A 26,956-nucleotide genomic window follows, 5' to 3' on the forward strand; every position below is an offset into this window, starting at 1 on the left:
GATATGAAGGCGTCGGCGACGCTGCGCGATGCGCGGCGCATCGTCGTCAAGGTCGGTTCCAGCCTGGTCACGAACGAGGGCCGCGGGCTGGACGAAGGCGCCATCGGCGAATGGTGCCGGCAGCTCGCCATGCTGGCGGCCGACGGCCGCGAAGTGATCATGGTGTCCAGTGGCGCGATCGCCGAGGGGATGAAGCGCCTGGGCTGGACCACGCGTCCCCATGAACTCAATGAACTGCAGGCCGCCGCCGCCGTGGGCCAGATGGGCCTGGCCCAGATGTACGAGACCAAGCTGCGCCAGCACGGCCTGGCGTCGGCGCAAGTGCTGCTCACGCACGCGGACCTGGCCGACCGCGAGCGCTACCTGAATGCGCGCTCCACGCTGCTCACCTTGCTGCGGCTGCGCGTGCTGCCGGTGATCAACGAGAACGACACGGTCGTCAACGACGAGATCAAGTTCGGCGACAACGACACGCTGGGTGCGCTGGTCGCCAACCTGGTCGAGGCCGACCTGCTGGTGATCCTGACCGACCAGAAGGGCCTGTACAGCGCCGACCCGCGCAAGGACCCCGCAGCGCGCTTCATCGAGGAAGCCGCCGCGGGCGATCCGGCGCTGGAGAAGATGGCGGGCGGCGCCGGCTCCAGCATCGGCAAGGGCGGGATGATCACCAAGGTGCTGGCGGCCAAGCGCGCGGCCGGCTCCGGCGCCTCCACCGCCATCGCCTGGGGCCGCGAGCCGGACTGCCTGTTGCGCCTCGCGCGCGGCGAGATCGTCGGCACCCTGCTGGTCGCGCCCACGCAGAAAAGCCAGGCGCGCAAGCGCTGGATGTCGGACCACTTGCAGTTGCGCGGTGCCGTCACGGTGGACGCCGGCGCGGCCGGCAAGGTGCGCACGGAAGGCAAGAGCCTGCTGCCGATCGGCATGGTCGCGGTGGAAGGCGACTTCGCCCGCGGCGACGTCATCGCGGTGCGGGATCCGGCGGGGCAGGAGATCGCGCGCGGTCTGGCGAACTACGCCTCAGGCGAGGCGCGCATCCTGTGCCGCAAGCCTTCGGCGGACATCGAGAAGCTCCTGGGCTACATGGCGGAGCCGGAGATGATCCACCGCACCAACCTGGTGGTGACGCGCTAGCGCCGGTCGAAACGCGCTTCGGCGGGCGAGCGCAATGCGCGCACGATGTCCGAAGCGGTGCCGCTGATGCCGCGTCCCATGCAGGCGCCGGTGCGCGCCACGACCAGGCTGTGGCGCGAATTGGGACGGTCTTGCAGCGGCTGCCATTCCGCGCCGCGCACCGGCACCCAGCCGCTGTCCGGGTTGTGGCGCGCGTACACCTTCACCTCCGCCGTGTTGCAGCGCAGGCCTTCATACATGGCATTGACGGTGCCGCTGGCGCTGGACGCGACCACCACGTAGCGCACGACGCCGTCGGCGCCGACGCTCACCGATGCGGGGTCCACCCCGAAACGCAGCGCGATGCTCGCCGACGTTTCCAGCGGGATCAGCCCCTGCGTGCGCACGGCCGGCGGAGGCGGCGCGTCCACTTCCTTCCAGTTCGGGTCGATGTCGGTGAGCAGCTGGCCGAAAGACGAGGCCGCGGCGCAGGCGAACCCCAGCGCAAGGATCCTACGAAGCATGTTTTCCCTTGGCGGCATCGGGCTGCGCCCGGCCTTGCGGGTTGGGCTCGAAGGTGGCGCCCGGCGGCAGCTCCATGCCCTGGCCGGGCATGGCCTCGTGCGGGCCCTGCTCGCCGTCACGCGTGCGCATGCCGCTGCGCAGGTAGCGATTGCGGTGGTCGTTGCGGGGAAGGTAGCGCGCCAGTTCGCGCAACGCCATCTCGTAGACGCCGCGCTTGAATTCGACCACCACGTCCAGCGGGACCCAGTAGTCGTTCCAGCGCCAGGCGTCGAATTCCGGGTGGTTGGTGGCGCGCAGGTTCAAGTTCCAGTCGTGGCCGGTCAGCTGCAGCAGGAACCAGATCTGCTTCTGTCCCTTGTAGTGGCCGCGCGCGTCGCGCCGGATGTAGCGCTCCGGCACTTCGTAGCGCAGCCAGTCGCGCGTGCGCGCGATGATGCGCACGTGTTCCGGCATCAACCCGACTTCCTCGTGGAGTTCCCGGAACATGGCCTGCTCGGGGCTTTCGCCGCGGTCGATGCCGCCCTGCGGGAACTGCCAGCTGTGTGTCCGGATGCGCTTGCCCCAGAACACCTGGTTTTTCTGGTTGAGCAGGATGATGCCGACGTTGGGCCTGAAGCCGTCCCGGTCCAGCATAATCAAACCTCAAATCTTTGAACTGAGTTCATTATGCACGGCGGTAAAGGGTGCAGGAAGGGCTCGGTTTCCCCTCCTTTCCTTCCTGTTCCATGAGAGCTTCGCAGTTCCTGATTTCCACCCTGAAAGAAGCCCCCGCGGACGCCGAGGTGGCGAGCCACCGGCTCATGACGCGCGCCGGCATGATCAAGAAGCTGGGCGCCGGCATTTACACGTACATGCCGATGGGCCTGCGGGTGATCCGCAAGATCGAGGCCATCGTGCGCGAGGAAATGAACCGGGCCGGCGCCGTCGAATGCGCGATGCCGGTGGTGCAGCCCGCGGAGCTCTGGCAGGAAACCGGCCGCTTCGAGAAGATGGGCCCCGAGCTGCTGCGCATCAAGGACCGCCACGACCGTGACTTCGTGGTGCAGCCGACCAGCGAAGAGGTGGTCACCGACATCGCCCGCCAGGAGCTGCGCAGCTACAAGCAGCTGCCGAAGAACCTTTACCAGGTGCAGACCAAGTTCAGGGACGAACGCCGTCCGCGCTTCGGCCTGATGCGTGGGCGCGAATTCATCATGAAGGACGCGTACAGCTTCGATCGCGACCAGGACGGCGCGAAGAAAAGCTACGACAACATGGCGCAGGCCTACCGGCGCATCTTCGACCGCTTCGGTTTGCGCTACCGCGCAGTCGCCGCCGACAGCGGCGCGATCGGCGGGGACCTCTCGGAGGAATTCCAGGTGATCGCCGCAACGGGCGAGGACGCGATCGTCTACAGCCCCGAAGGCGACTACGCGGCCAACATGGAGAAGGCCGAGGCGCTGGCCCCGAAAGGGCCGCGTGCGGCGGCCGGCCGGCGCATGGAGAAGACGCCGACGCCCGGCAAGAGCACGTGCGCGGACGTCGCGGCGCTGCTGTCCGTGCCGCTCGCGACCACCGTGAAGTCGCTGGTGCTGGCCACCGACGTGGTGGACGACAAGGGCCAGCCGGTGAAGACCCAGGTGTGGCTGTTGCTGGTTCGCGGCGACCACGACATGAACGAGATCAAGGTGTCCAAGGTCCCGGGGCTCGACGCGGGCTTCCGCTTCGCCACCGTCCCCGAGATCGAGGCGCATTTCGGCACCAAGCCCGGCCATCTCGGTCCCATTGCCTTGAAGCAGCCGGTGAAGGTGGTCGCCGACCGCGAGGTCGCGCTGATGGCCGACTGGATCTGCGGCGCCAACGAGGAGGGCTTCCACCTCACCGGCGTCAACTGGGGCCGCGACCTGCCGGAGCCGGACGCGGTGGCCGACCTGCGCAACGTGGTCGAAGGCGACCCTTCGCCGGACGGCAAGGGCAAGCTGGCCATCGAGCGCGGCATCGAAGTGGGCCACATCTTCTATCTCGGCACCAAGTACAGCGTGCCGATGAACGCCACCTTCCTGGACGAGGACGGCAAGCCCAAGGTGTTCGAGATGGGCTGCTACGGCATCGGCATCACGCGGCTGCCCGCCGCCGCGATCGAGCAGAACCATGACGAGCGCGGCATCATCTGGCCCGACGCCATCGCGCCTTTCACGGTCGTGATCTGCCCGATCGGCATGGACCGCAGCGCCGACGTGAAATCGGCCGCGCAGCAATTGCACGACGAGCTGTGCGCAGCCGGCGTGGACGCGATGCTGGACGACCGTGGCGAGCGCCCCGGCGCCATGTTTGCCGACTGGGAGCTGATTGGCGTGCCGCACCGGGTGGTGATCTCGGACCGCGGCCTGAAGGAAGGGCAGCTGGAATACCAGCATCGCCGCGACGCTGGCGCCACCAAGGTGGCCGCCGGCGACATCGCGGCCTTCCTGAAAGGGAAGCTCGCAGCGTGATGCGCCGCCGTTCCGTCCTGCTGCCGGCGCTCGCGGGGCCGGTGTCCTGGATGGTGCCCGCGCCGGCGCAAGCCGGCGGCCAGCTCGAGGAGCCGCTGGCGGACTCGGTGCGCACCGCGCTCACCTCCGCCATCGCCAACAGCGCTCCGCCGATCCCGGACTTCGCGGACATCGACGTGCGGCTGAGGTACCTGCGCTGGCTGGGCGCCATGAGCAACCGCCTGCAGCGGCGCAAGGTCGACTGGACCGAGCGCAAGGAATTCCTGCAGACCGTCTGGTACGAGAGCAAGCGGGCCGGGCTGGACATGGGGCTGGTGCTGGGACTCATCCAGGTCGAAAGCGCTTTCCGCAAGTTCGCGGTGAGCCCGGTGGGTGCGCGCGGCTACATGCAGGTGATGCCGTTCTGGACGCGCGTCATCGGCAACGGCGATCCGTCCAGCCTGTTCCACATGCAGACGAACCTGCGCTTCGGCTGCGTGATCCTGCGCCACTACATCGACCGCGAGCGCGGCGACTTGTACATGGCGCTGGGCCGCTACAACGGCAGCCGCGGCCGGCCGCAATATCCGAATGCGGTATTCGCCGCCGCGAAGGTGTGGGAGTGGAAGGAGACCGGGCCGGTGCCGGTCTCGCCGATCCCCGGCGTGCCGCCGGAGCGCGTGCCGGGGGGATAGGAACGGCGGGGTTCGCGTTCGCGAAACCCGCCCTACCGGATGACCCGCTGTTCGTAGGGTGGGTTGCGCGCAGCGCACCCCACCACGCATCTACTGCACGAACCCCATCTTCGTCTTGCTGCCGCCGCACTTCGGCAGGTCTTCGGCCTGCAGCGTCCCGCGGTGCGCCAGGCGCGCGTTGCCGAAGCCGGTCATGAGCGCGCGGCGCATTTCGCGGGGCGCCAGTTCGGCCAGGCAATCCAGCACGTCGTCGGCCGGCTCGGTGTCGAAACGCCCGCCCCAGCCGTGCTCGCCGCGGATGGACGCATAGAGGTTGCGGGCGATCGTGCGCGCCTGGTCCAGCGAGGGCGCATCGATCTCGAACACGTTCATGCGGTTCAGGATCGGCTCGGGGATGCAGCGTTCGTCGTTGGCCGTCATGATCCAGATCACCTGGCTGGCGTCGATGGCCACTTCGGCGAATTCGTCCATGAAGGTCTGTGCGGTGTCGTGTTCGAGCAGGCTGTAGAGGGAGCCCAGCGGGTCGTACTGCGCGTCGGCGCTGGCCTTGTCGATCTCGTCGACCACCAGCACCGGGTTGGCGTACTGGCCGTCCACCAGCGCCTCGAACACCTTGCCGGGCTTGGCGCCTTTCCATTGCGACGAGGCGCCCGAGAGCAGCCAGCCTGCGGTCATGGAGCTCATGGGAACCAGGCTCATGCCGGTACCCAGCAACTCGGCGAGCTGCCGCGCGAAGTGCGTCTTGCCGATGCCGGGCGGCCCCAGCAGCAGCATCGGGGTGATCTCGATGCCGTCGCCGGAGTCTTGCGAGAGCGCCACGTGGCGCTTCACGTCGTCCAGGGCGTCGGTGAAGTTGGGCAACTGCTCGTACAGGTCGGCCATTTCGGGCACGCCGCTCGGCTTGACCTGGAAGCGCTCCGGCCCGCGCTCGAGCATGCGCTCGTAGGTGGCGCGAAGGTTTTCGTGTTCGCGCGCGGCCAGCTTGGCCAGCTTGCGCTCGACGTCGTGCGGGCGAAAGACGCTGCGCAGGTTGGCGATCGGCAGTTTCAGGCCGGGGCCATGCGGTACGAGGCTGCGTGACGATTGCATCTGCGCTCCTTCAACGACTTTTGTGCATTCCAGCATAGGCCGTGCCAGCGGGCAACGAATGGCTGCGCTGGCGCACGCGCCTGTCGGCAGGAGTCGACAGTGAAGGAGAGAGGAAGGCTGCTTTGGCAGCCTGAGGCCGGGAGTGCTAAGCCGCGTTGCTTCCCAGCACCTGCTGCAGCTCGCCGCTCTGGTACATCTCCATCATGATGTCCGAGCCACCGACGAATTCGCCGCGCACGTAGAGCTGCGGGATCGTCGGCCAGTTGCTGTATTCCTTGATGCCCTGGCGAATCCCGTCGTCCTCGAGCACATTGACCGTCTTCAGCTGCTTGGGGTCGACGCCGCAGGCCTTCAGGATCTGGATGGCCCGGCCCGAAAAGCCGCACATGGGAAAGCTCGCGTTGCCCTTCATGAACAGCAGGATCTCGCTGTTCTTGACGAGGTCGTCGATGCGTTGCTGGTCGTCGCTCATGGTGTTCTCCTGGACAGGCTGTTCCTGCCCTCACGTTGCGGTGGATTATCCCAGTTCAAGCCGGCGCCCGCCGGAACAGCGGGCGATGCCCGCCAGGTCGTCCCGGCTGGCCACCGCCGCGAAGCCTGCTGCCGCCAGCAGCCCCCGCACGGCGTCCGCCTGGTCGTGGCCGTGCTCCAGCAACAGCCAGCCGCCGGGCCGCAGGTGGGCCGGCGCCGCGGCGACGATGGCGCGCAGGTCGTCCAGCCCGTCAGGGCCGGCCGCCAGCGCGGACAACGGCTCGTGGCGCAGGCTCTGCAGGTGCGGGTCTGCCGCCGCCACGTACGGCGGGTTGCTGACCACCAGGTCGTAGGTGCCGGCGCCTGCCAGCCAGTCGCCGTGGCGAAAGGCGACCGGCAGCCCGAGCCGGCGCGCATTGCCGGCGGCGACGGCCAGGGAGTCGGCGCTGCGGTCCACGCCTTCCAGCTGAGCGTCCGGCCGCGCGGCCTGGATCGCCAGGGCGATGGCGCCGCTGCCGGTGCCCAGGTCCACGATGCGGGGCGCGGCCAGGTCGCGCACCACGTCGAGCGCCCACTCCACCAGCGTCTCGGTGTCGGGCCGGGGGACGAGCACCCGCGCATCGACGGCGAGTTGCAGCCCGAAGAATTCCTTTTCGCCGGTGAGATAGGCGACGGGCTCGCCGTCCCCGCGGCGGCGACACAGGCCCTCGAATTGCCGCAGTTGCGGGTCCGCCAGCACGTCCTCGTCGTGCGCGATCAGCCAGGCGCGGTCGACCGCCGGGCGGCCCAGCACGTGCAGCAGCAGCAGTTGCGCATCCAGCCGCGCCACGCCCAGCGTGGCCGCCTGCGCCAGCGCTTGCCGCAGCGTCACGCGCGCGCGGCCCCCATGCCGACCTCGAGTTCCTCCAGCTGCTCGGCCCGGCGCGCCAGCAGCAAGGCCTGCACCACTTCGTCGAAATCCCCTTCCATCACGCTGGCCAGCTTGTACAGCGTCAGGTTGATGCGGTGGTCCGTCATGCGGCCCTGCGGGAAGTTGTAGGTGCGGATGCGGTCGGAGCGGTCGCCGCTGCCGATCAGGCCCTTGCGGGTGGCGGCCTCCTTCGCGGCGCGTTCGGAGCGTTCCTTCTCCTGGATCCGTGCCACCAGCACCTGCATCGCCTTGGCCTTGTTGCGGTGCTGCGAGCGGTCGTCCTGGCATTCCGCCACGATGCCCGTCGGGATGTGCGTGATGCGGACCGCGGAGTCGGTCTTGTTGACGTGCTGGCCGCCCGCGCCGGAGGCCCGGTAGGTGTCGATGCGCAGGTCCGATGGATTGATCTGCACCGCGGCCGTTTCGTCCGGCTCCGCCAGCGCCGCGACCGTGCAGGCGCTGGTGTGGATGCGGCCCTGGCTTTCGGTGGCCGGCACGCGCTGCACGCGGTGGCCGCCGGATTCGAACTTGAGCCTGCCGTAGACGTTGTCGCCGACCACCCGCAGCACCACCTCCTTGTAGCCGCCGACTTCGCCGAGGCTCTCGCTGACGATCTCGGTGCGCCAGCCCTGGCGTTCGGCGTAGCGCGTGTACATGCGCAGCAGGTCGCCGGCGAACAGCGCCGATTCGTCGCCGCCGGTGCCCGCGCGGATTTCCAGGAAGGTGTTGCGGGCGTCGTCGGGATCCCTGGGCAGCAGCAGGGCCTGCAGCTGGGCCTCCAGCGCGGGCAGTTCGGCCTCCAGCGCGGCGATTTCCTCGCGCGCCATGTCGGCCATCTCGGGGTCCTCCATCATCTCGCGCGCCTGGGCGAGGGCGCTTTCGCCTTGGCGGAAGCGCTGGAACACGCCGTTCACATGGCTCACCTCCGCGTGCTCGCGCGTGATCTCGCGGTAGCGCTCCATGTCGTTCACCACGTCCGGCTGCGCCAGGAAAAAGTCGAGTTCCTGCAGGCGGACGGGGAAACGTTCCAGTTGTTGTCTTAAAAAGGGTTTCACGGGCGAAGGAATTGAACGCAGAAGACGCAGAAGGAAGTCAAAAGTCGCAAAAGAAATCCGGTATTCCTTTTGCGTCTTCTGCGTACTTTTGCGTCTTCTGCGTTGAAGACGGTGGCACGCAGATCCGTCAGCGTCGCTAACGCTCTTTGCGCAGGAAGAAATGCTCGATGGCAGCGGTCGCGCGCTGGCGCGACTCGGCGTCGCCGGTGCGCAGTTCGGCCATGGGGCCGTGCAGCATCTTCTGGGTGAGCCCGCGCGACAGCGCTTCGAGCACCGCCTCCACGTCTTCGCCCTTGGCCAGCATCCGGCGGGCACGCGCCAGTTCGACGGCGCGCCACTCTTCGGTCTGTTGCTGCAATTGCTGGATCAGCGGCACGGCCGCGCGCTGGTCCAGCCAGTGCACGAAGCTCTGCACGCCGGCATCGATGATCGCCTCGGCCTGCGCGACGGCGGCCTGCCGGTGGGCCTGGCCGCCCTGCACGACGTGCGCGAGGTCGTCCACCGTGTACAGGTACACGTCCTCCAGCTCCTTGACCTCCGGCTCGATGTCGCGCGGCACGGCCAGGTCCACCATGAACATCGGGCGGTGCTTGCGGGCCTTGAGCGCGCGCTCGACGGCGCCCAGGCCGATGATGGGCAGCTGGCTGGCCGTCGAACTGACCACGATGTCGAATTCGTGCAACCGCGTCGGCAGGTCCGCCAGGCGCATCAGCTCGGCGCCGAAGCGCCCGGCGACCTTCTCGCCACGCTCCAGCGTGCGGTTGGCGATGGCGATCCCCCGGGGGCTGCGGGCGGCGAAGTGCGTCGCCGCCAGTTCGATCATCTCGCCGGCGCCGACGAACAGCACCTTCACGCGCGACAGGTCCTCGAACAGCTGCGCCGCCAGCCGCACCGCCGCGGCGGACATGCTGATCGAGTGCGCGCCGATCTCGGTGGAGGTGCGCACTTCCTTGGCCACCGCGAAGGAGCGCTGGAACAACTGGTTCAGGGTGGAGCCGAGCGCGCCCGCCTCCTCCGCCACCCGCACGGCGTCCTTCAGCTGGCCCAGGATCTGCGGCTCGCCCAGCACCATCGAGTCCAGCCCGCTGGCGACGCGAAAGGCATGCCGCGCCACGCCGGCATCCTGCAGCGCATAGGAATGGCTGCGCAGCACCGCCGGGTTGACGTGGCCGGCCTGCGCCAGCCACTCCACGGTGGTGTCGATCTCGTGCTGCGCGCCGGCGCAGTAGATCTCCGTGCGGTTGCAGGTGGACAGGATGGCGGCCTCGGGCTGCCGGCCCAGCCGGTTGCCCACGTCGGTGCGCAGCGAGTGCAAAGTGGGGGCGATCTGGTCGAGCGCGAACGCGAACCGGCCCCGCAAATCCAGCGGGGCGGTCGTGTGGTTGATGCCCAATGCCCAGACTGCCATGCCGCCGATTATAAAATTCGATCGAGACCAGGCACCCAAGAGTTTCACAATCCCCGTTTGCGCTGGATCAAGCCCCCATTGAACCCCCTCGATTTCCTGGTCCACCTGCTCAGCTTCGCCGCCCCGGCGCTGGCCGTCGCCGTCCTGGTCGCCCTGGGCGCGCGCCTCGTGATGCCGGGGGCCCGCCGCCCGGGGTGGTGGGCCTCGTTGCTGGCCAACTCCGTGACCGGGGTCCTGGTGCTGGTCGCCGGCCTCTGGTGGTTCGGCCGCGACGGCAAAATGGCGACTTATGCCGCCCTCGTCGTGGCGGTTGCAACAGCCCAATGGCTGGTGGGGCGCGCCTGGCGCGACTGACCCGCCGTATGCCATCATGAAGCGGGCAGTGACGCTGGCGTTCAGGCCAAGGACAAGACCATGAGCACGACAGGAACGACGCAGCAGGTGACGCCGCAATTGCGGCAATGGATCGTGGAACAGGCGCAGGCCGGCCACAGTGCGGAATCCGTGCTGAAGGCCATGATCGCCTCCGGCTGGAACGAAGACGTCGCCGTGGACGCGATGGAGGAAACCCTGCGCGTCCACGTGGAGAGCCAGGTCGTGGCGAAGGGCCTGCCGCCGGCGGTGCGGGTGCCCGAGCCGCAGCTGGGGGAGTCCCCCCTTTACATCGACACCGGCGATCGCCGGGTGGCCGTGCTCCAGACCATGGCCGATCCGCGGGTGGTGGTGTTCGGCGGCGTGCTGTCCGACGAGGAATGCGAGCAGCTGATTGCGCTGGCGCGCCCGCGCCTGGCGCGCTCGCTCACGGTGGCCACCCGCACCGGCGGCGAGGAAGTGAACGCCGACCGCACCAGCAACGGCATGTTCTTCCAGCGTGCCGAAACCGAGCTGGTGCGCCGCATCGAGCGGCGCCTGGCCGTGCTGGTGAACTGGCCGGAGGAAAACGGGGAGGGCCTGCAGATCCTGCAGTACGGGCCCGGCGCCGAGTACAAGCCGCACTACGATTACTTCGACCCCACCGAGCCGGGAACGCCCACCATCCTCAAGCGCGGCGGCCAGCGTGTCGCCACCATCGTCATCTACCTGGCCGAGCCGGACAAGGGCGGCGGCACGGTGTTTCCCGACGTGCTCCTCGAGGTGGCGCCCAAGCGTGGCAATGCCGTTTTCTTCAGCTACGAGCGGCCCCATCCCTCCACGCGCACCTTGCACGGCGGCTCGCCGGTGCTGGCGGGCGAGAAGTGGATCGCCACCAAGTGGCTGCGCGAGCGCCGCTTCGAATAGCTCGATGAATTCGCCCGACCAGTCCCGACTGGGCAAGCCGGTCACCTATGCGGACCGTTACGACGCCAGCCTGTTGTACCCGCTGGCCCGCGGTCCCAAGCGCGACGAGCTGGGGCTCGCGGGGGCGCTGCCCTTCTTCGGCGCCGACCTGTGGACTGCGTTCGAGCTGAGCTGGCTGAATCGGCGCGGCAAGCCGCAAGTGGCCATCGGCCAGTTCACCATTCCCTGCGAAACGCCGAACATCATCGAGAGCAAGTCGCTCAAGCTGTACCTGGGCAGCTTCAACAGCGAGCCGTTCGATAGCGCGGACCAGGTGCGGGACCGCATCCGGGCGGATCTGAGCGAGGCGGTCTGGCGCGGCGCGTCGGCGCCGGGCACGGTCGGCGTCCGGCTGCTGTTGCCGGAACTCTTCGACCGGGAGCCGCTGCATGAACTGGACGGCCTCAGCCTCGACCGCCTGGACATCGAGTGCGCCGACTACACCCCGGCGCCGCACCTGCTGCGCGCGGCGCAGGACGAGCAGCCCGTGGAGGAAACGCTCACCAGCAACCTGCTCAAGAGCAATTGCCTGGTGACCGGGCAGCCGGACTGGGGCAGCGTGCAGATCCGCTACACGGGCCCGCAGATCGAGCAGGGCGGGCTGCTGCGCTACCTGGTCAGCTTTCGCAACCACAACGAATTCCACGAGCAGTGCGTCGAACGCCTGTTCATGGACATCTGGCGCCGCTGCAAGCCGACGAAACTGGCGGTGTACGCGCGCTATACGCGCCGCGGCGGCCTGGACATCAACCCGCTGCGCACCAGCCATCCCATGGCCTTGCCTGCCAACGTGCGCACCGCGCGGCAGTGATTCAACGCGCCGCGAGCCAGTCGCAGCGCAGGCGCCGCTGGCGGTGGGCCTTGACCCGCCAGGCCACGTACAGCGTGGGCGCGGACATCGCCGCGGCGAGCATCGGGACGGCCCACCAGGCTCCGAAAGTGAAGGCGGGCAGCCAGCCCACCCATCCCATCACCCACAGCATCAGCATCGCGTCCCAGGTGTGGTATTCGACAGGGTGTTCTTTCTGGTGCGCCACGTGCCACTTCTTGATGCGCTGCAATGCGTCCAGGTCCATGTTGTGCTCCGGCGCCTCCCTCCGGCTGGGGGCTTGAAGTCACTCTAGTTCGCCAGCGGCGGACTTCAATCAGCCTCTGGGCGTACGGCGCGTCAGCCAACGTCCCGCGCCGGGTGAAAGAGGTCAGGCGTGAACTCCGCCACATGCGGGGGGCCCGCCGGCTCCACCGGCGCAGGCGCGGGGATGGCGTCTGCCTTGGCGAGCTTGCCCACCCGCACCCCGATCAGCCGCAGGCGCCGTGACAGGTCGACACGTTTGAGACATTGGCCCGCGGTCTTGCGGATGGTTGCTGCGTCGGCCGTGTACGCCTCCAGCGTCTGGTCGCGCGTGGCGATGCGAAAGTCGTCGTAGCGCAGCTTGATGCCGATGGTCTTGCCCACGTAGCCCTTGCGCCGCAGGTCCTCTGCGACGCGCGCGCACAGGTCGGTGAAGATCGCGCCGAGTTCGGCGCGGTCGCGCACCGCGTGCAGGTCGCGGTCGAACGTGGTCTCGCGGCTCATGGACACAGGCTCGCTTTCGGTGACCACTGGACGGTCGTCGCGGCCCCAGGCCGCGTCGTGCATCCAGGCGCCGTAGGCCTGGCCGAAATTGTCGATCAACCAGTCGCGCGACTGCTGCGCGATGTCGCCGATGGTGCGCAGGTGCAGCTTGTGCAGCTTGACCTCCGCCTTCGGGCCGATGCCGTTGATCTTGCGCACCGCCAGCGGCCAGATCTTCGTCTGCACGTCCTCCGGCCACACGATCGAGATGCCGTTGGGTTTCTGGAATTCGCTGGCCATCTTGGCGATCAGCTTGTTCGGCGCGACCCCGATCGAGCAGGTGAGCCCGGTCGCATCGACGATGGCTTTCTGGATCAGCCGCGCCAGCACCCGCCCGCCTTCCCGTTGCCCGCCCGGAACGTCGGTGAAATCGATGTAGACCTCGTCGATGCCGCGGTCCTCCACCACGGGCGCAATGTCCCGGATGATGTTCTTGAAGCTGCGGGAGAAGCGCTTGACCTCGTCGAAGTCCACCGGCAGCACGATGGCCTGCGGGCACAGCTTGGCCGCTTTCATCATGCCCATCGCGGAGCCCACGCCAAACTGGCGCGCCGGATAGGTGGCGGTGGTGATCACGCCGCGGCCGACATAGTCCTTGAGCAGCGGGAAGTCCTCCACCGGGATGTGCCGCAGCTCGCGGCCCGCATGGCGTTGCAGCAGCAGTTCGTCCACCCTGCGGCGGCCGCCGCCGATCACGATCGGCAGGCCCTTGAGCTGCGGGTAGCGCAGGAGTTCGACGGACGCGAAGAATGCGTCCATGTCGAGGTGGGCTATTCGTCGCTGGACACTCACACTGTGATTGTGCCGCTCATGGGGAATGCGGGCAGCCGGACGCAGAAGGCGCAGAAATTACGCAGAAGACGCAAAAGAAAACCAGGAGATTTTCTTGAGAATCCCGGATGTCCTTCTGCGCCTTCTGCGTAACTTTTGCGCCTTCTGCGTCCGGTTGTCCTTCCTCAAAAAGTCCCGGGCAGCAGAATGCCCTTGTCGACATCGCGGATGTCGGTTCGGCCGCAGAAGGCCATCGACAGGTCCAGCTCGTTGCGGATGATCTCCAGCGCGCGCTCCACGCCCTCCTGGCCCATGGCGCCCAGGCCATACAGCATCGCGCGGCCGATGTAGGTGCCCTTGGCCCCGAGCGCGATGGCCTTGAGCACGTGCTGGCCGGAGCGGATGCCGCCGTCCATGTGCACCTCCATGCGGTGGCCCACCGCCTCCACGATGGCGGGCAGCGCCGAGATGGAGGAGGGCGCGCCATCGAGCTGCCGGCCGCCGTGGTTGGAGACGATCACCGCATCCGCGCCCGAGTCGGCCGCCAGCCGCGCGTCTTCCACGTCCTGCACGCCCTTGAGGATCAGCTTGCCGCCCCAGCGCCGCTTGATCCACTCCACGTCGGCCCAGGACAGGCGCGGGTCGAACTGCTTGGCCGTCCACTCCGACAGCGAGCCCATGTTCTCCACGCCCTTGACGTGGCCGACGATGTTGCCGAACTGGCGCCGCTGCGTGCCCAGCATGCCCAGGCACCAGCGCGGCTTGCCGGCCATGTTCAGCAGGTTGCCGATGGTCATCTTGGGCGGCGCCGACAACCCGTTCTTCAGGTCCTTGTGACGCTGGCCCAGGATCTGCAGGTCCAGCGTCACCACGAGCGCGGAGCAGCCAGCCGCCTTGGCGCGGTCGATCAGGGCCTCGATGAAGCTGCGGTCCCGCATCACGTACAGCTGGAACCAGAACGGGTGGCGCCCGGTCGCCTCGGCCACGTCCTCGATGGAGCAGATGCTCATGGTCGACAGCGTGAAGGGGATGCCCATCTTCTTCGCGGCCTTGGCCGCGAGAATCTCGCCGTCGGCATGCTGCATGCCGGTCAGCCCGGTGGGCGCGATGGCCACCGGCATGGCGACGTCCTGGCCCACCATGGTGGTGCGCAGGCTGCGGCTTTCCATGTTCACCGCCACCCGCTGGCGCAGCAGGATGCGCTCGAAGTCGGCCTCGTTGGCGCGGTAGGTGCTCTCGGTCCACGAGCCGGAATCGGCGTAGTCGTAGAACATGCGCGGCACGCGCTTTTGCGCGAGGACGCGCAGGTCCTCGATGTTGGTGATCACGGGCAAGTCGCGTCTCCTCTTTCCTTGAATCTCAGGTGCCCAGCCGGGCCCGGTGGCGCTGGATCTGCGCGCGCACCTGGGCCGGCGCGGTGCCGCCCAGGGTGTTGCGGGCGTTCAGCGAGCCGCGCAGCGACAGGGCGTCGTACACGTCCTTCTCGATCGACGGGTTGAACTGTTGCAGCACGGCCAGCGGCAGCTCGCCCAGGTCGCAGTTGTGCGACACGGCGGCCTTGACGGCGTGCGCGACGGTTTCGTGCGCATCGCGGAAGGGCAGCCCCTTCTTCACCAGGTAATCGGCCAGGTCGGTGGCGGTGGCGTAGCCCTTCAGCGCGGCCTGCTCCATCGCCTGCGGCTGCACCGTGATGCCTTCGGCCATCTCGGCGAAGATGCGCAGCGTGTCCTTGAGCGTGTCCACCGTGTCGAACAAGGGCTCCTTGTCCTCCTGGTTGTCCTTGTTGTAGGCCAGGGGCTGGCCCTTCATCAGCGTGATCAGGCCCATGAGGTGCCCCACGACGCGGCCGGTCTTGCCGCGGGCCAGTTCCGGCACGTCCGGGTTCTTCTTCTGCGGCATGATCGACGAACCGGTGGTGAAGCGGTCGGCGATGCGGATGAAGCTGAAGTTCTGCGACATCCACAGGATCAGTTCTTCCGAGAACCGGCTGACGTGCACCATCACCAGGCTGGCCGCGGCCGCGAACTCGATGGCGAAGTCGCGGTCGCTGACGGCGTCCAGCGAGTTCTGGCACACGCCCTCCATGCCCAGCTCCGCCGCCACCGACTCGCGGTCCAGGGGATAGGTGGTGCCCGCGAGCGCGGCCGCGCCCAGCGGCAGGCGGTTGACGCGCTTGCGCACGTCCAGCATGCGCTCATGGTCGCGGGAGAACATCTCCACGTAGGCCAGCATGTGGTGGCCGAAGCTCACGGGCTGCGCGACCTGCAGGTGGGTGAAGCCGGGCATCACGACGTCGGCGTTCTTTTCGGCCAGCCCGAGCAGCGCTTTCTGCAGCGCGGTGAGCAGGTCGGCTATCAAGTCGATTTCGCCGCGCAGCCACAGGCGCACGTCGGTCGCGACCTGGTCGTTGCGGCTGCGCCCAGTGTGCAGGCGCTTGCCCGCATCCCCCACCAGCTGCGTGAGGCGGGCCTCGATGTTCAGGTGCACGTCCTCCAGGTCAAGCTTCCACTCGAAGCCGCCGGATTCGACTTCCGCCAGGATCTGCGCCATGCCGCGGCGGATGTCCGCCAGGTCGCCGGCGGAGATCACGCCCTGGCGCTGGAGCATCGCCGCGTGCGCCAGCGAGCCCGCGATGTCGGCCTGCGCCAGCCTCTTGTCGAAGAAGACGCTGGCGGTATAGCGCTTGACCAGGTCGCTCATGGGCTCGCTGAAAAGGGCGGACCAGGCCTGGGATTTCTGATCGAGTTGGCTCATAGGGGGTGCACACGATGCGGGAAAGAGACTAGGCAAACGCGGCGATTCACCAATAATGGGGCCCGAGGAGGCCCGTTCTGCGGCCTGCGCCAACCCCTGCCCGATGAACGACGAACAACTATTATCCGCGTTCCAGGAGCTGTCCCGCGACACGCCGCGCGTGGCCAAGCCGCGCGCCGGCCACCTGCTGTTCGATGCCTGCCAGCTCGGAGTGGTGCTGCGCGCGGTGCTGTTCGTGGAGACGGTGATGGCGGTCGGGGCCCTGTTCGGCGCCGGCGGGGTGATGGGATGGGTGGAGCGGCTGGCCTATCTTTCGGGGGCCGCGCTGCCCGCAACCCTGGGGTGGCTGGTGATCACCTGCAGCTGCAAGCGGCTGCTGGCGCGCCTGCCGGCCCCCGCGCAGCAGGCCGTGGGCGTCGCCCTCGGCGCCGTGGCCGGCATCTATGGCTGCGGCCTGATTGCCCTCGTCGCCGGCACCACGCAGGCGCCCTGGCTCGCGTCGGCCGCCGCCGGCGCCCTGTTGTCCGCCGTCCTTGTCGCCGCCCTGGTGCTGCGTTCCAAGGGCCGGCTGCCGGCCGAAACGGTGGCGCGGCTGGCGGAGCTGCAGGCGCGCATCCGCCCCCATTTCCTGTTCAACAGCCTCAATAGCGCCATCGCCCTGGTGCGGGAGGACCCGCGCCGCGCCGAGGCGCTGCTGGAGGACCTGAGCGAGCTGTTCCGGCATGCGCTCGTGAGCAAGGACGAATCCGTCACCTTGGGCGAGGAAGTGCAGCTTGCACGCCACTACCTGGCGATCGAGCAGGTCCGCTTCGGGGAAAGGCTGCGCGTCGAGTGGGCGATCGACCCTCGAACAGGCAGTGCGAAAGTGCCTGCTTTGTTTTTGCAGCCGTTGGTGGAAAATGCGGTCAAGCATGGAGTGGAACCCAGTCCGACCGGCGCGGACGTGAAGGTCTCCACCCAGAAGAGAGGGAGCGTGGTGGTGATCAAGGTCACCAACACGGTGCCATCGGGCCAGGGGCGGCCCGGGCACGGCGTGGCGCAAGACAACGTGCGGGACCGGTTGCGGCTGCTGCACGACGTACAGGCACAGTTCCAGACGGCATTGATCGACGGGCTGTACCAGGTGCGGATGGAAGTACCCGCATGACAACGGACGGAGGATAGCGATGGGCCTGAAGATGCTGGTGGTCGATGACGAGCCGCTTGCGCGCTCGCGCGTGCGCACGCTCCTGGCGGACTGCACCGAGCCCGCCGCGGAAATCGCGGCGGAAGCGGCCAACGCCGCCCAGGCGATGGAGCACCTGCGACGACAGGCTTTCGACGGAGTGTTGCTGGACATCCACATGCCGGGCGCCGACGGACTGGCGCTGGCGCAGGTGCTGCGCACCCTGCCGGAGCCGCCGCCCGTGGTGTTCGTGACTGCCTACGCCGAACACGCCGTGGCCGCCTTCGAGCTGGAGGCCGTCGACTACCTGACCAAGCCGGTGCGGCTGGATCGGCTGCAGACCGCGCTGGCGCGCATCGAGAGGTCCCGCCTGGGCCGGCTCGGCGCCGGCGAGACGGAACAGGAAGTGCTGGTGATCCAGGACCGCGGCCGCACCGAGCGCGTCCCGGTGGTCGAAGTGCTCTATTTCAAGGCCGAACTGAAGTACATCACGGTGCGTACGGCGGCCAGGAGCTATATTCTGGACGGCTCGCTCAGTGAGCTCGAGGAGCGCCACGGCACGCAGTTCCTGCGCGTGCACCGCAATGCGCTGGTTTCGCGGCGCGCGGTGCGGGCGCTGGAAAAGCATTTCGACGCCGAGGAAGGCGAAGGCTGGGCGGTGCGCCTGAACGGGCTGGACGAGTCGCTGGCCGTGTCGCGCCGGCAACTGAGCGCGGTGCGGGAGGCACTGGCCAGCTGAAGACACCGAGAACCACAGGGCTCGCGAAGGAATGAACACACCAGTGAGTCCGGACCCATCCGAAATAGACGACCTGCCGCGCACGCCGGTCGATCCCCGCGCGCCGCCGCACACGCTGTTGCACCTGCCGAACGCGGCGCGCAGCACGACCCTGGTGGTGCTGACGGTGCTGGCGATGCTGGCCGTCCTGCGCTGGGCCAGCGGCTTTTTCATCCCGCTCATGGTCGGCCTCGTCTTCAGCTATGCGCTGTCGCCGCTGGTGGACTGGCTGTACCGGCACAAGGTGCCGCGCAGCCTGAGCGCCGCCGTGCTGATCCTCGGCATCCTCGGCGGCATGGGGGCCGCCATGTACTCGCTGGCCGACGACGCCAACGAGCTGGTCACCTCGCTGCCCGAGGCCGCGCGCAAGTTGCGCGACTCCCTCAATCGCGAACGCACCGCCAAGAAGTCCGAAACCACGCTGGAAACGGTGCAGAAGGCGGCCGCCGAACTGCAGAAGGCGGCCGACGAAGCCGGAGGCACCAATGTCCCCGCAACCCGCGGCGTCTCCCGGGTCATCGTGGAAAAGCCCCGGTTTGACCTGCGGGACCACCTCTGGCAGGGGACCCTGGGCCTGGTCAGCGGCATCGGCCAGACCATCATGGTCACTTTCCTCACCTATTTCATGCTGATCTCGGGCGACACCTTCCGGCGCAAGCTGGTAAAGATCGCCGGGCCGGGCCTGGCCGAGAAGAAGTTGACGGTGCAGGCGCTGGACGAGATCAACTCCCAGATGCAGCGCTACATGCTGGTGCAACTGCTGGCGAGCGTCGGCGTCGGCCTGGCCACCGGCATTGCCTTTGCCCTGTTCGGACTCGAGTACGCCGCGGTGTGGGGCGTGGCGGCGGGCATCCTGAACCTGGTTCCCTATGTCGGGTCCGTGGCTGTCACCGCCGGGGCCGGGCTGGTGGCTTTCCTGCAATTCGGCACCACCAACATGGCATTGCTGGTGGCGGGGATCTCCCTGCTGATCAACACCATCGAAGGCTACCTGCTGGTCCCGTGGGCTACGAGCAAGGCGAGCAGCATGAACCCGGTGGCGGTGTTCATCGGCGTGCTGGCCTGGGGCTGGCTGTGGGGGGTCTGGGGACTGCTGCTGGGCATCCCCATCCTCATGGCGGTCAAGGCGGTGTGCGACCGGGTGGACGACCTCAAGCCGGTGGGCGAACTCCTGGGGACGTGACAATACGGGACATGACCGATCCCACTTCCTTGCCCCCGCTGCCGGACCGCCTCTCGATCGACCCGCGCAGCCCGCACCACGTGGCCGCCCTCTTCGAACACGACGTCGGCATCCGCTTCAACGGCCAAGAACGCGTCGATGTGGAGGAGTACTGCATCAGCGAGGGCTGGATCCGCGTCCCGGCGGGCAAGACGGTCGACCGCAAGGGCCAGCCGCTGATGATCAAGCTGAAGGGGAAGGTGGAGCCGTTCTACCGTTGAGCGGCCCCGGCGCGGCGCGCCGCGTGGCTCAGTGCAGCGGGTTCTCGACCGCTGGGACGGACAGCTCCCGCCCAACCATGGCGCGCGCATAGAAGTAGTTGTTGCGGGCGCGCTCGCTCATGCCGTCCAGGTCCACCTGGCCCTTCGGATCGCAGGGGAAGGCGAACCCGCGGCCCTCGTGGAACAGCGAGCGGAAGCAAAGCTGGAACTGGCTGGCGGTGGATTGCATCATTTGCGACTCCCGATGGTTGGGCCTGCTGGCTTGGTTCCAATATGGGCGACGGCGCGGCGCCTTGCGATCAGCCAAGGGTGCGTTGCAGCCTCGGCCGCAACCGACGCGCAGGGCGGGCGGCGGCCGATGAGGCATAGGAGCTGTCCTATGCGATGACGGACAAGCGCTGTAGGCCGGCAACGGCCGAGCGGCCGCTTACCCCGTATTCCGCAGTCCCGCCGCGATCCCGTTGATGGCCAGGTGGATGCCCCGCCGGGCGCGTTCGTCGGCCTGGCCCTGTCGCCAGCGCCGCACCAGTTCCACCTGCAGGTGGTGCAGGGGGTCGATGTAGGGGAAGCGGTGGCGGATCGAGCGGGCCAGCGCCGCATTGCTGGCGAGGCGGTGCTTGTCCCCGCTGATCAGCACGAGCGCGTCCACGGTCCGTTGCCACTCGGCCTCGATCGCGCCGAAGATGCGCCGGCGCAGGCGCGCATCGGGCACCAGCTCCGAATAGCGCGATGCCAGCGCCAGGTCGCTCTTGGCCAGCACCATGTCCATGTTCGACAGCAGTGCGCGGAAGAACGGCCAATGGCGGTACATCTTCTGCAGCAGGGCCAGGGCCTCCTTGCGCTGCGCGCCCGGCGCGCCCAGGAAGGCTTCGACCGCGGAACCGAAGCCGAACCAGCCATTGAGCGTCATGCGCGACTGGGCCCAGCTGAAGCTCCAGGGCACGGCGCGCAGGTCCTCGATGCTCTGCGCCGACTTGCGCGACGCCGGACGCGAGCCGATGTTCAGCTCGGAGATCTCGCGGATCGGCGTGGCGGCGAAGAAGAAGTCGGCGAAGCCCGGGGTGTCGTAGACCAGTGCGCGATACGCACGCATGCTGGCCGTCGACAACACCTCGGCCGCCTGCAGGAAGGCCTTGGTGGCCGGTTTGGTCGGCTGCAGCAGGGTGGCCTCCAGCGTCGCGGCCACGAGCGTCTCCAGGTTGCGCCGGCCGATCTCCGGGTTGGCGTACTTCGAGGCGATCACCTCCCCCTGTTCGGTCAGCCGGATCTGGCCGCGCACGGTGCCGGGCGGCTGCGCGAGGATCGCCTGGTAGCTCGGACCGCCGCCGCGTCCCACGGTGCCGCCGCGGCCGTGGAACAGGCGCAGCTGGATGTCGAACGCGTTGGCGAGCTGGTCGAACAGGTCCACCAGCGCGATCTCGGCCCGGTACAGCTCCCAGTTGCTGGTGAAGATGCCGCCGTCCTTGTTGCTGTCGCTGTAGCCCAGCATGATGTCCTGCTCGGCGCCGGAGCGCTGCACCATCTTCGCCACGCCCGGCAGCGCATAGAACTCGCGCATGATCGGCGCGGCCTGGCGCAGGTCCTCGATGGTCTCGAACAGTGGCACCACGATCAGGTCGTTGGTGGCGTCGGCATCCAGCCTGCCGTGCAACAGGCCGACTTCCTTTTGCAGCAGCATGACCTCCAGCAGGTCGCTCACCGCCTCGGTGTGGCTGATGATGTAGTGGCGGATGGCCTGGGCGCCGTAGCGGGCGCGCATCCGCTTCGCCGCCTCGAAGATCGCCAGTTCCTTGCGCGCGTGCTCCGAGTAGTCGTGGCCCAGCACGCGCAAGGGTCGGGCATCGGAGAGCAGCCGCAGCAGCACCGCGCGCTTGCCTGCTTCGTCGAGCTCGCGGTATCCGGCTTCGATCCGCGCGACGGCCAGCAATTCGGCGACGACTTCCTCGTGCTGCTCCGAGTTCTGCCGCAAGTCCACGGTGGCCAGGTGGAAACCGAACACCTCCACCGCGCGGATCAGGGGCTTCAGGCGCTGCTGCGCCATCGCCGCGCCGTGGTGGGCGAGCAGCGAGTCGCGCAGTGTCCGCAGGTCGGCCAGCAGGTCTTCGGCGCGCAGGTAGGCGTTCTGCGGTGGCACCGCGTGGCGCGCCGCGTCGCCGCCGGTGAACTCCTTCAGCGTGGCCGCCAGCCGCGCGTACATGCCGGTCACCGCGCGCCGGTAGGGCTCGTCCTGCCGGTGTTCGCCGCGGTCCGGCGAAGCGTCCGCCAGGGCCTGCATCGCGGGCGTCACCTTCACCAGCATCGCGGAGATGGAGAGGTCGCTCCCCAGCCAGAACAGCTCCGTCAGATAGTGGCGCAGGGCCACCTCGCACTGCCGGCGCAGCGCATATTCCAGCGTCTGCGCCGTCACGTTCGGGTTGCCGTCGCGGTCGCCGCCGATCCACTGCCCCATGCGCAGGAAGCTCGCCACCGGCTGCTGCCCGAGCTCCTGTTCGAGCTGGCCATACAGCTTGGGGATCTGCCGCAGGAAAGTGGCTTCGTAGTAGCTGAGGGACGTCTCGATCTCGTCGGCCACCGTCAGCTTGGTGAAGCGCAGCAGCCGCGTCTGCCAGAGCTGCTGCACGCGCGCGCGGATCATCGCCTCGTTGGCGGCGAGCTCCTTGGGCGCGAGCGCGTCGCGCGGCTGCGCACGCGCGCGGATCTCGTCGCGCTCGGTGAGCAGCCGCGCGATGTCGCGCTCGGCGTCCAGGATGCTCTTGCGCTGCACTTCGGTGGGATGCGCGGTGAGCACCGGCGACAGGTAGGCGTGGGCCAAGGCCTGCGACACCGCGCGTGCATTGATGCCGGCCCAGCGCAGCCGCGCCAGCGCCACCTCGATGCTGCCTTCCTGCTGGTCGCCGGCGCGCTCGTGTACCTCGCGCCGGCGGATGTGGTGGCGGTCCTCGGCCAGGTTGGCCAGGTGGCTGAAGTAGGTGAAGGCGCGGATCACGCGCACCGCCGCGTCCCCCGACAGCGACTTCAGCAGCGACTTCAGCGCCCGGTCCGCTTCATGGTCGGCGTCGCGGCGGAACGCCACGGACAGCTTGCGGATGCGCTCGACCAGCTCGAAGGTTTCCGCTCCTTCCTGCTCGCGGATCGCGTCGCCCAGGATGCGCCCCAGCAGCCGGATGTCCTCCAGCAGGGGGCGTTCGTTGTCCTTCGCGCGGCGCGCGGGAGCCTGCTCGGTGGGCGGCATGCGGTGTTCCGTAGGGGGGCGAGGGGATGCTAGCATCGACCTTCCCCTCGAAGGATGACATGCGGGTTACGAAGTGAGCCAGTTCACCATCGCCACGCGGGAAAGCCGGCTGGCCCTCTGGCAGGCCGAGCATGTGCGGGCCTTGCTCGCGCAGCATGGCCACGCGGTGTCGCTGCTTGGCATGTCCACCAAGGGCGACCAGATCCTCGACCGCACCCTCAGCAAGGTCGGCGGCAAGGGGCTGTTCGTCAAGGAACTGGAAGTCGCGCTCGAGGAGGGCCGGGCGGATCTCGCGGTGCATTCCCTCAAGGACGTGCCGATGGAGCTGCCGGCAGGCTTCGTGCTCGCCTGCGTCATGGAGCGCGAGGATCCGCGCGATGCGCTCGTCTCCAATCGCTTCGAGCGGCTTTCCGACCTGCCGCAAGGCGCTCTGGTCGGCACTTCCAGCCTGCGCCGCCTGGTGCTGCTGCGCGCCTTGCGGCCGGATTTGAAGATCGAGCCGGTGCGCGGCAACCTCGACACGCGGCTGCGCAAGCTGGACGACGGGCAGTTCGACGCCATCGTGCTGGCCGCCGCGGGCCTGAAGCGGCTCGGCCTGGGCTCGCGCATCCGCCAGCTGTTCGATCCGGCGGAGATGCTGCCGGCCGCGGGGCAAGGTGCCCTGGGCATCGAGGTGCGAACGCAGCGCGCCGACGTGGCCGCCGCGCTGGCGCCGCTGGTGCACCAGACCACGTGGCTTTGCGTCGCCGCCGAACGCGCGGTCAGCCGCGCCATGGGCGGCAGCTGCTCCATGCCGCTGGCGGCCTATGCAACGTTCGACGGCGAATACCTGCAGCTGTCGGCGGCCTGGGGCGACCCGGACCAGCCCGGCGCGCTGGTGCGCGCCCGTTCCGCCGACGTGGTGGCGGACCTCGGCCAGGCCGCGGCGCTGGGCGAGGCCGTCGCGGCGCGCCTGCGCGCCGGCGGCGCCCGCTGACCCGTCCCATGCCGGTGGTCGTCACCCGGCCGGCGCAGGACGCGTTGCGCTGGGCCGCGCAGTTGCGCGAGCGCGGCTTCGATCCGGTGGTGCTGCCCCTCATCGCCATCGGCCCCGCGCCCGACCTGCAGGCACTGCGCAAGGTGGCCGCGCAAGCCGACGAACACGCGGCCGTGATGTTCGTGAGTGCGCACGCGGTGCAGGGCTTCTTCGCAGCCGCGCCCGCCTTCTCGAAGGGGCGGGCCTGGGCGCCCGGCCCGGCGACGCGCGAGGCCCTGCTGGCCGCCGGCGTCGCATCCGCGCGAATCGACGCCCCGGCGCACGATGCCGGCCAGTTCGATTCGGAGTCGCTCTGGCAGCAGGTGGCGGGCCAGTTGCGCCCTGGCGACCGGCTGCTGGTGGTGCGCGGCGCGGACACCGAGGGCCGCAGCCAGGGCCGCGAATGGCTTGCGCAGCAAGCCGCGGCGGCGGGCGCCCGGGTCGCGCACGTGGCGGCGTACCGGCGCGAACTCCCGACGTGGAGCGACGCGGACGTGCAGCAGGGCATCCGCGCCGCAGCGGATGGGTCCTGGTGGCTCTTCAGCAGCTCGGAGGCCGCACGCAACCTCGCCACGCTGCTGCCGCGGCAGGACTGGTCGCGCGCGCGCGCCGTGGCGACCCATCCGCGCATCGTGCAATCGGTCCGTGCGCTCGGCTTCGCGACCGTGCTGGCATCCCGTCCCGCCTTCGAGGATGTCGTGGCGTCGATAGAATCCGGCGGATGAGTTCCCTGCCTCCGTCCCCTGCGCCCGAGCCGCTGCCGGCGTTGGCGCCGACCGCCGCGGCCCCGGGGGCCTTCGCGCTGCGCCGCAGCGCCTTGCGCGGGGTCCTGCTGGTGCTCGGGTTGCTCGCCGGCGCAGGCCTGCTGTCCAGCGTGATGCTCTGGCAGCGGCTGTCTTCCATCCAGGAACAACTTGCGCGCCAGTCGGCCGACAGCGGCGCGAATGCGATCGAGGCGCGCGCGCTCGCGCGCCAGGCGCAGGAAATCGCGCGCGACGCCGCGGCGCGCCAGTCGGTGCTCGAGGCGCGGTTGTCGGAGGTGGCGCTGCAGCGCACCCAGCTGGAGGACCTGATCCAGAGCCTGTCCCGGTCGCGCGACGAGAACCTGCTGGTCGACATCGATTCGGCCCTGCGCCTGGCGCAGCAGCAAACCCAGCTCACCGGCAGCGCGGAGCCCCTGCTGGCGGAGCTGCGCATGTCCGAGCAGCGCCTGGCGCGCGCCGCGCAGCCGCGGATGGCGCGCGTGCGGGCTTCGATCGCCCGCGACATCGAAAGAATCCGCTCCACCAGCGTCACCGACGTCCCGGCGCTGCTGGCGCGGCTGGACGAGGTCGTGCGGCAGGTGGATGACCTGCCGGTGGCCAATGCCGTGCCGGCGCGGGCCATCAGTGAGCCGGTGCGCAAGACGTCTGCGCAGGGCGGCGTGTGGTGGGAGCGCGCGCGCGACACGTTGCTGGAGGAGGCGCGGGGCCTGGTGCGGGTCAGCCGCATCGACCAGCCCGACGCCGTGCTGCTGGCGCCCGAGCAGGCCACCTTCCTGCGCGAGAACCTCAAGCTGAAGCTGCTGAACGTGCGCCTGTCGCTGCTGGCCCGCCAGACCGACACGGCGCGTGCCGACCTCACCGCCGCGATCGCCGCGCTGAACAAGTACTTCGATCCCGCGTCGCGCCGCACGCAGGCCGTGGCGACGCAGCTGCAGCAGGTGCAGGCCCAGGTGCGATCGGTGGAAGTGCCGCGGGTCAACGACACGCTGGCGGCCATCGCCACGCTGTCGGCCGGGAAGTAGCCGTGGGTTCCGCGCTGTGGCTCCTGGTGCTGTTCGGCATTGCCGCGGCCGTGGCACTGTTCGCCGGCAACAACCAGGGCTCCGTCACGCTGTTCTGGCCGCCCTACCGCATCGACCTGTCGCTGAACCTGGTGCTGCTGCTGCTGGCGGCGTCCTTCTTCTTCGTGCACGCCGTCATGCGCGCGCTGTCCGCGCTGTTCGACCTGCCGCGGCAGGCGCTGCGCTGGCGCACCCAGCAAAAGGAGCGGGCGATGCACGGCTTGCTGCTGGATGCGATTTCGCACCTGCTCGCGGGCCGCTACATCCGCGCGCGCAAGTCCGCCGAGGCGGTGCTGGCGCAGGAGGCTTCCCTCACCGCGTCCGCGCAGGAGCCCGCCAACAGCGCGCAACTGCGCGCCATCGCGCACATCCTCGCCGCCGAGAGCGCGCAGGCCCTGCAGGATCGCAGCGCCCGCGAGGAACACCTCAAGGGTGCGCTGGAGCAGGCCTCGGCGCGCGATGCCCAGGGAACCCGCGACGGCGCCGTCCTGCGCGCGGCGCGCTGGGCCCTGGAAGACCGCGAGCCGGACGCCGCCATGGAGTTGCTCAAGAGCCTGCCGCAGGGTGCGGCCCGCCGCACCGTGGCGCTGCGCACGCGGCTGCGCGCCTCGCGCCAGGCCGGCCAGCCCATGGAAGCGCTGGAGACCGCGCGCCTGCTGGCCAAGCACCACGCGTTCTCCGACGTCGCGGCGATCAGCATCGTGCGCGGCCTGGCGATCGACTTGTTGAACGGCGCCTACGACGTCGCGCAGTTGCAGCGGGCCTGGGCTTCGCTCGAGCCGGCGGAGCGCCTGGTGCCGGAGGTGGCCATTCACGCGGCGCAGCGGCTCATGGCCTTGCGCGGCGACGCGCAGCTGGCGCGCGACTGGCTGCTGCCAGTGTGGGAGCGGCAGGCCAGCCTCTCCGCCAGCCTGCGCGTCAAGCTGGTGGGCGCGCTGGAAGAGGGATTCGACTCGCTGGACGGTGGCTGGCTGGCGCGCATCGAGGCCGCGCAGAAGGCCAATCCGCGCGACGCCACGCTGCAGTACCTGGCCGGCATGGCCTGCATGCGGCGGCAGCTCTGGGGCAAGGCGCAGCAGTTGCTCACGCAGGCCGCGCTCGGCCTGCAGGACGCAACCCTGCACCGCAATGCCTGGCGCGCGCTCGCCGAGCTGGCGGAGCAACGCGAAGATGCAACGGCCGCGGCGCTGGCGTGGAAGCGGGCAGCGGGGGAGTGATCTCGTCTGCAGCTGCCGGGGTCGGCTTTGCCGAACCCGGCCGACGGTGGAGGTGAGGGCTTCGTTGGCCGGGTTCCGCGAAGCGGCCCCCGGCGTCGGAAGCGACCAATG

27 protein-coding genes are annotated in these 26,956 nt (G+C 69.1%); 14 read left to right on the forward strand and 13 right to left on the reverse strand.

Annotation, left to right across the window (positions count from 1 at the left end; translation table 11 throughout):
- Positions 1 to 3: 3 nt before the first annotated feature.
- Positions 4 to 1,131, forward strand: a complete 1,128-nt coding sequence (gene proB / locus WG902_RS13350; RefSeq protein ID WP_340060899.1) for a glutamate 5-kinase — start codon at positions 4 to 6, stop codon at positions 1,129 to 1,131.
- On the opposite strand, the gene WG902_RS13355 is transcribed toward proB, so the two are convergent.
- Together WG902_RS13355 and WG902_RS13360 are read right to left on the reverse strand one after the other, a co-directional pair.
- A complete protein-coding gene (locus WG902_RS13355; RefSeq protein ID WP_340060577.1) occupies positions 1,128 to 1,634 on the reverse strand; it encodes a CNP1-like family protein in 507 nt (168 codons plus the stop codon). The genes proB and WG902_RS13355 overlap by 4 nt on opposite strands.
- Positions 1,624 to 2,268, reverse strand: coding sequence for an RNA pyrophosphohydrolase (locus tag WG902_RS13360; protein WP_340060578.1), 645 nt, complete (start codon positions 2,266 to 2,268; stop codon positions 1,624 to 1,626). The genes WG902_RS13355 and WG902_RS13360 overlap by 11 nt, the downstream gene beginning before the upstream one ends.
- Before the next feature lie 92 nt (positions 2,269 to 2,360).
- On the opposite strand from WG902_RS13360, the gene WG902_RS13365 reads away from it, so the two are divergent.
- Positions 2,361 to 4,106 (forward strand): proline--tRNA ligase, encoded by a 1,746-nt coding sequence (locus tag WG902_RS13365; RefSeq protein WP_340060579.1) that lies wholly within the window; start codon positions 2,361 to 2,363, stop codon positions 4,104 to 4,106.
- Positions 4,106 to 4,780, forward strand: coding sequence for a lytic transglycosylase domain-containing protein (locus WG902_RS13370; protein ID WP_340060580.1), 675 nt, complete (start codon positions 4,106 to 4,108; stop codon positions 4,778 to 4,780). The genes WG902_RS13365 and WG902_RS13370 overlap by 1 nt, the downstream gene beginning before the upstream one ends.
- Before the next feature lie 90 nt (positions 4,781 to 4,870).
- On the opposite strand, the gene WG902_RS13375 is transcribed toward WG902_RS13370, so the two are convergent.
- The 5 genes from WG902_RS13375 to hemA form a co-directional block, all read right to left on the reverse strand.
- Entirely contained in the window at positions 4,871 to 5,869 is a 999-nt protein-coding gene (locus WG902_RS13375) for an AAA family ATPase (RefSeq protein WP_340060581.1), read from the reverse strand.
- Positions 5,870 to 6,014: 145 nt separating this feature from the next.
- On the reverse strand, positions 6,015 to 6,341 hold the full coding sequence (gene grxD / locus WG902_RS13380; RefSeq protein WP_340060582.1) for a Grx4 family monothiol glutaredoxin: 327 nt from the start codon (positions 6,339 to 6,341) through the stop codon (positions 6,015 to 6,017).
- A gap of 45 nt (positions 6,342 to 6,386) precedes the next feature.
- Positions 6,387 to 7,211 carry a peptide chain release factor N(5)-glutamine methyltransferase gene (prmC, locus tag WG902_RS13385; protein ID WP_340060583.1) on the reverse strand — a complete coding sequence of 275 codons (825 nt, stop codon included), beginning with the start codon at positions 7,209 to 7,211 and terminating at the stop codon, positions 6,387 to 6,389.
- Entirely contained in the window at positions 7,208 to 8,305 is a 1,098-nt protein-coding gene (prfA, locus tag WG902_RS13390; protein WP_340060584.1) for a peptide chain release factor 1, read from the reverse strand. Before prfA ends, prmC begins: the two co-directional genes overlap by 4 nt.
- A gap of 136 nt (positions 8,306 to 8,441) precedes the next feature.
- A complete protein-coding gene (gene hemA / locus WG902_RS13395) occupies positions 8,442 to 9,713 on the reverse strand; it encodes a glutamyl-tRNA reductase (protein ID WP_340060585.1) in 1,272 nt (423 codons plus the stop codon).
- Between the two features lie 78 nt (positions 9,714 to 9,791).
- On the opposite strand from hemA, the gene WG902_RS13400 reads away from it, so the two are divergent.
- From WG902_RS13400 to queF, 3 genes are read left to right on the forward strand one after another with little or no spacing between them, the layout of a single operon-like run.
- A complete protein-coding gene (locus tag WG902_RS13400; protein WP_340060586.1) occupies positions 9,792 to 10,067 on the forward strand; it encodes a hypothetical protein in 276 nt (91 codons plus the stop codon).
- A gap of 60 nt (positions 10,068 to 10,127) precedes the next feature.
- The gene (locus WG902_RS13405) at positions 10,128 to 10,991 is read left to right on the forward strand and encodes a 2OG-Fe(II) oxygenase (protein WP_340060587.1); all 864 of its coding nucleotides are present in this window, start codon (positions 10,128 to 10,130) and stop codon (positions 10,989 to 10,991) included.
- A 4-nt stretch (positions 10,992 to 10,995) separates the two neighbouring features.
- The gene (gene queF / locus WG902_RS13410) at positions 10,996 to 11,841 is read left to right on the forward strand and encodes an NADPH-dependent 7-cyano-7-deazaguanine reductase QueF (RefSeq protein WP_340060588.1); all 846 of its coding nucleotides are present in this window, start codon (positions 10,996 to 10,998) and stop codon (positions 11,839 to 11,841) included.
- Between the two features lies 1 nt (position 11,842).
- Here queF and WG902_RS13415 read toward each other — a convergent pair whose 3' ends face one another.
- From WG902_RS13415 to argH, 4 genes are all read right to left on the reverse strand, one after another.
- Positions 11,843 to 12,106 carry a hypothetical protein gene (locus WG902_RS13415; protein WP_340060589.1) on the reverse strand — a complete coding sequence of 88 codons (264 nt, stop codon included), beginning with the start codon at positions 12,104 to 12,106 and terminating at the stop codon, positions 11,843 to 11,845.
- 92 nt (positions 12,107 to 12,198) lie between these two features.
- Positions 12,199 to 13,404, reverse strand: a complete 1,206-nt coding sequence (locus WG902_RS13420; protein WP_340060590.1) for a Y-family DNA polymerase — start codon at positions 13,402 to 13,404, stop codon at positions 12,199 to 12,201.
- A 197-nt stretch (positions 13,405 to 13,601) separates the two neighbouring features.
- The gene (locus tag WG902_RS13425) at positions 13,602 to 14,750 is read right to left on the reverse strand and encodes an alpha-hydroxy acid oxidase (protein WP_340060591.1); all 1,149 of its coding nucleotides are present in this window, start codon (positions 14,748 to 14,750) and stop codon (positions 13,602 to 13,604) included.
- Positions 14,751 to 14,775: 25 nt separating this feature from the next.
- Positions 14,776 to 16,170: an argininosuccinate lyase gene (gene argH / locus WG902_RS13430; protein ID WP_340060592.1), complete on the reverse strand. Its 1,395-nt coding sequence runs from the start codon at positions 16,168 to 16,170 to the stop codon at positions 14,776 to 14,778.
- Between the two features lie 103 nt (positions 16,171 to 16,273).
- Between argH and WG902_RS13435 the strand changes: the two genes are divergently transcribed.
- The 4 genes from WG902_RS13435 to WG902_RS13450 are packed head-to-tail and all read left to right on the forward strand — an operon-like array spanning position 16,274 to position 19,556.
- Positions 16,274 to 17,317 (forward strand): sensor histidine kinase, encoded by a 1,044-nt coding sequence (locus WG902_RS13435; RefSeq protein ID WP_340060593.1) that lies wholly within the window; start codon positions 16,274 to 16,276, stop codon positions 17,315 to 17,317.
- A gap of 19 nt (positions 17,318 to 17,336) precedes the next feature.
- Positions 17,337 to 18,074, forward strand: coding sequence for a LytR/AlgR family response regulator transcription factor (locus tag WG902_RS13440; RefSeq protein WP_340060594.1), 738 nt, complete (start codon positions 17,337 to 17,339; stop codon positions 18,072 to 18,074).
- A gap of 43 nt (positions 18,075 to 18,117) precedes the next feature.
- Positions 18,118 to 19,296, forward strand: a complete 1,179-nt coding sequence (locus WG902_RS13445; RefSeq protein ID WP_340060595.1) for an AI-2E family transporter — start codon at positions 18,118 to 18,120, stop codon at positions 19,294 to 19,296.
- Positions 19,297 to 19,307: 11 nt separating this feature from the next.
- Entirely contained in the window at positions 19,308 to 19,556 is a 249-nt protein-coding gene (locus WG902_RS13450) for a DUF3297 family protein (protein WP_340060596.1), read from the forward strand.
- A gap of 28 nt (positions 19,557 to 19,584) precedes the next feature.
- Here the strand turns inward: WG902_RS13450 and WG902_RS13455 are convergent, their stop codons facing one another.
- The gene (locus WG902_RS13455) at positions 19,585 to 19,788 is read right to left on the reverse strand and encodes a hypothetical protein (RefSeq protein WP_340060597.1); all 204 of its coding nucleotides are present in this window, start codon (positions 19,786 to 19,788) and stop codon (positions 19,585 to 19,587) included.
- 195 nt (positions 19,789 to 19,983) lie between these two features.
- Positions 19,984 to 22,788, reverse strand: coding sequence for a phosphoenolpyruvate carboxylase (gene ppc, locus WG902_RS13460; protein WP_340060598.1), 2,805 nt, complete (start codon positions 22,786 to 22,788; stop codon positions 19,984 to 19,986).
- A gap of 73 nt (positions 22,789 to 22,861) precedes the next feature.
- Here ppc and hemC point away from each other — a divergent pair, with 73 nt between their 5' ends.
- From hemC to WG902_RS13480, 4 genes are read left to right on the forward strand one after another with little or no spacing between them, the layout of a single operon-like run.
- Complete coding sequence (gene hemC, locus WG902_RS13465; RefSeq protein WP_340060599.1) at positions 22,862 to 23,764, forward strand: hydroxymethylbilane synthase; 903 nt, start codon at positions 22,862 to 22,864, stop codon at positions 23,762 to 23,764.
- 8 nt (positions 23,765 to 23,772) lie between these two features.
- On the forward strand, positions 23,773 to 24,528 hold the full coding sequence (locus tag WG902_RS13470) for a uroporphyrinogen-III synthase (protein WP_340060600.1): 756 nt from the start codon (positions 23,773 to 23,775) through the stop codon (positions 24,526 to 24,528).
- On the forward strand, positions 24,525 to 25,589 hold the full coding sequence (locus WG902_RS13475; RefSeq protein ID WP_340060601.1) for a uroporphyrinogen-III C-methyltransferase: 1,065 nt from the start codon (positions 24,525 to 24,527) through the stop codon (positions 25,587 to 25,589). Before WG902_RS13470 ends, WG902_RS13475 begins: the two co-directional genes overlap by 4 nt.
- A gap of 2 nt (positions 25,590 to 25,591) precedes the next feature.
- Positions 25,592 to 26,845, forward strand: coding sequence for a heme biosynthesis protein HemY (locus tag WG902_RS13480; RefSeq protein WP_340060602.1), 1,254 nt, complete (start codon positions 25,592 to 25,594; stop codon positions 26,843 to 26,845).
- The last annotated feature ends 111 nt before the right edge of the window (positions 26,846 to 26,956 follow it).

Source organism: Ramlibacter sp. PS3R-8 (genome assembly GCF_037572435.1).
Lineage (GTDB): Bacteria > Pseudomonadota > Gammaproteobacteria > Burkholderiales > Burkholderiaceae_C > Ramlibacter.

Coding starts and splice junctions, on each gene's coding strand:
- WG902_RS13440 (WP_340060594.1), top strand. CDS start 17,337: ATGGGCCTGAAGATGCTGGTGGTCGATGACGAGCCGCTTGCGCGCTCG.
- queF (WP_340060588.1), top strand. CDS start 10,996: ATGAATTCGCCCGACCAGTCCCGACTGGGCAAGCCGGTCACCTATGCG.
- WG902_RS13375 (WP_340060581.1), bottom strand. CDS start 5,869: ATGCAATCGTCACGCAGCCTCGTACCGCATGGCCCCGGCCTGAAACTG.
- argH (WP_340060592.1), bottom strand. CDS start 16,170: ATGAGCCAACTCGATCAGAAATCCCAGGCCTGGTCCGCCCTTTTCAGC.
- WG902_RS13435 (WP_340060593.1), top strand. CDS start 16,274: ATGAACGACGAACAACTATTATCCGCGTTCCAGGAGCTGTCCCGCGAC.
- WG902_RS13420 (WP_340060590.1), bottom strand. CDS start 13,404: ATGGACGCATTCTTCGCGTCCGTCGAACTCCTGCGCTACCCGCAGCTC.
- WG902_RS13360 (WP_340060578.1), bottom strand. CDS start 2,268: ATGCTGGACCGGGACGGCTTCAGGCCCAACGTCGGCATCATCCTGCTC.
- WG902_RS13415 (WP_340060589.1), bottom strand. CDS start 12,106: ATGGACCTGGACGCATTGCAGCGCATCAAGAAGTGGCACGTGGCGCAC.
- WG902_RS13355 (WP_340060577.1), bottom strand. CDS start 1,634: ATGCTTCGTAGGATCCTTGCGCTGGGGTTCGCCTGCGCCGCGGCCTCG.
- hemA (WP_340060585.1), bottom strand. CDS start 9,713: ATGGCAGTCTGGGCATTGGGCATCAACCACACGACCGCCCCGCTGGAT.
- WG902_RS13475 (WP_340060601.1), top strand. CDS start 24,525: ATGAGTTCCCTGCCTCCGTCCCCTGCGCCCGAGCCGCTGCCGGCGTTG.
- WG902_RS13470 (WP_340060600.1), top strand. CDS start 23,773: ATGCCGGTGGTCGTCACCCGGCCGGCGCAGGACGCGTTGCGCTGGGCC.
- proB (WP_340060899.1), top strand. CDS start 4: ATGAAGGCGTCGGCGACGCTGCGCGATGCGCGGCGCATCGTCGTCAAG.
- WG902_RS13405 (WP_340060587.1), top strand. CDS start 10,128: ATGAGCACGACAGGAACGACGCAGCAGGTGACGCCGCAATTGCGGCAA.
- ppc (WP_340060598.1), bottom strand. CDS start 22,788: ATGCCGCCCACCGAGCAGGCTCCCGCGCGCCGCGCGAAGGACAACGAA.
- WG902_RS13365 (WP_340060579.1), top strand. CDS start 2,361: ATGAGAGCTTCGCAGTTCCTGATTTCCACCCTGAAAGAAGCCCCCGCG.
- WG902_RS13450 (WP_340060596.1), top strand. CDS start 19,308: ATGACCGATCCCACTTCCTTGCCCCCGCTGCCGGACCGCCTCTCGATC.
- grxD (WP_340060582.1), bottom strand. CDS start 6,341: ATGAGCGACGACCAGCAACGCATCGACGACCTCGTCAAGAACAGCGAG.
- WG902_RS13455 (WP_340060597.1), bottom strand. CDS start 19,788: ATGATGCAATCCACCGCCAGCCAGTTCCAGCTTTGCTTCCGCTCGCTG.
- WG902_RS13370 (WP_340060580.1), top strand. CDS start 4,106: ATGCGCCGCCGTTCCGTCCTGCTGCCGGCGCTCGCGGGGCCGGTGTCC.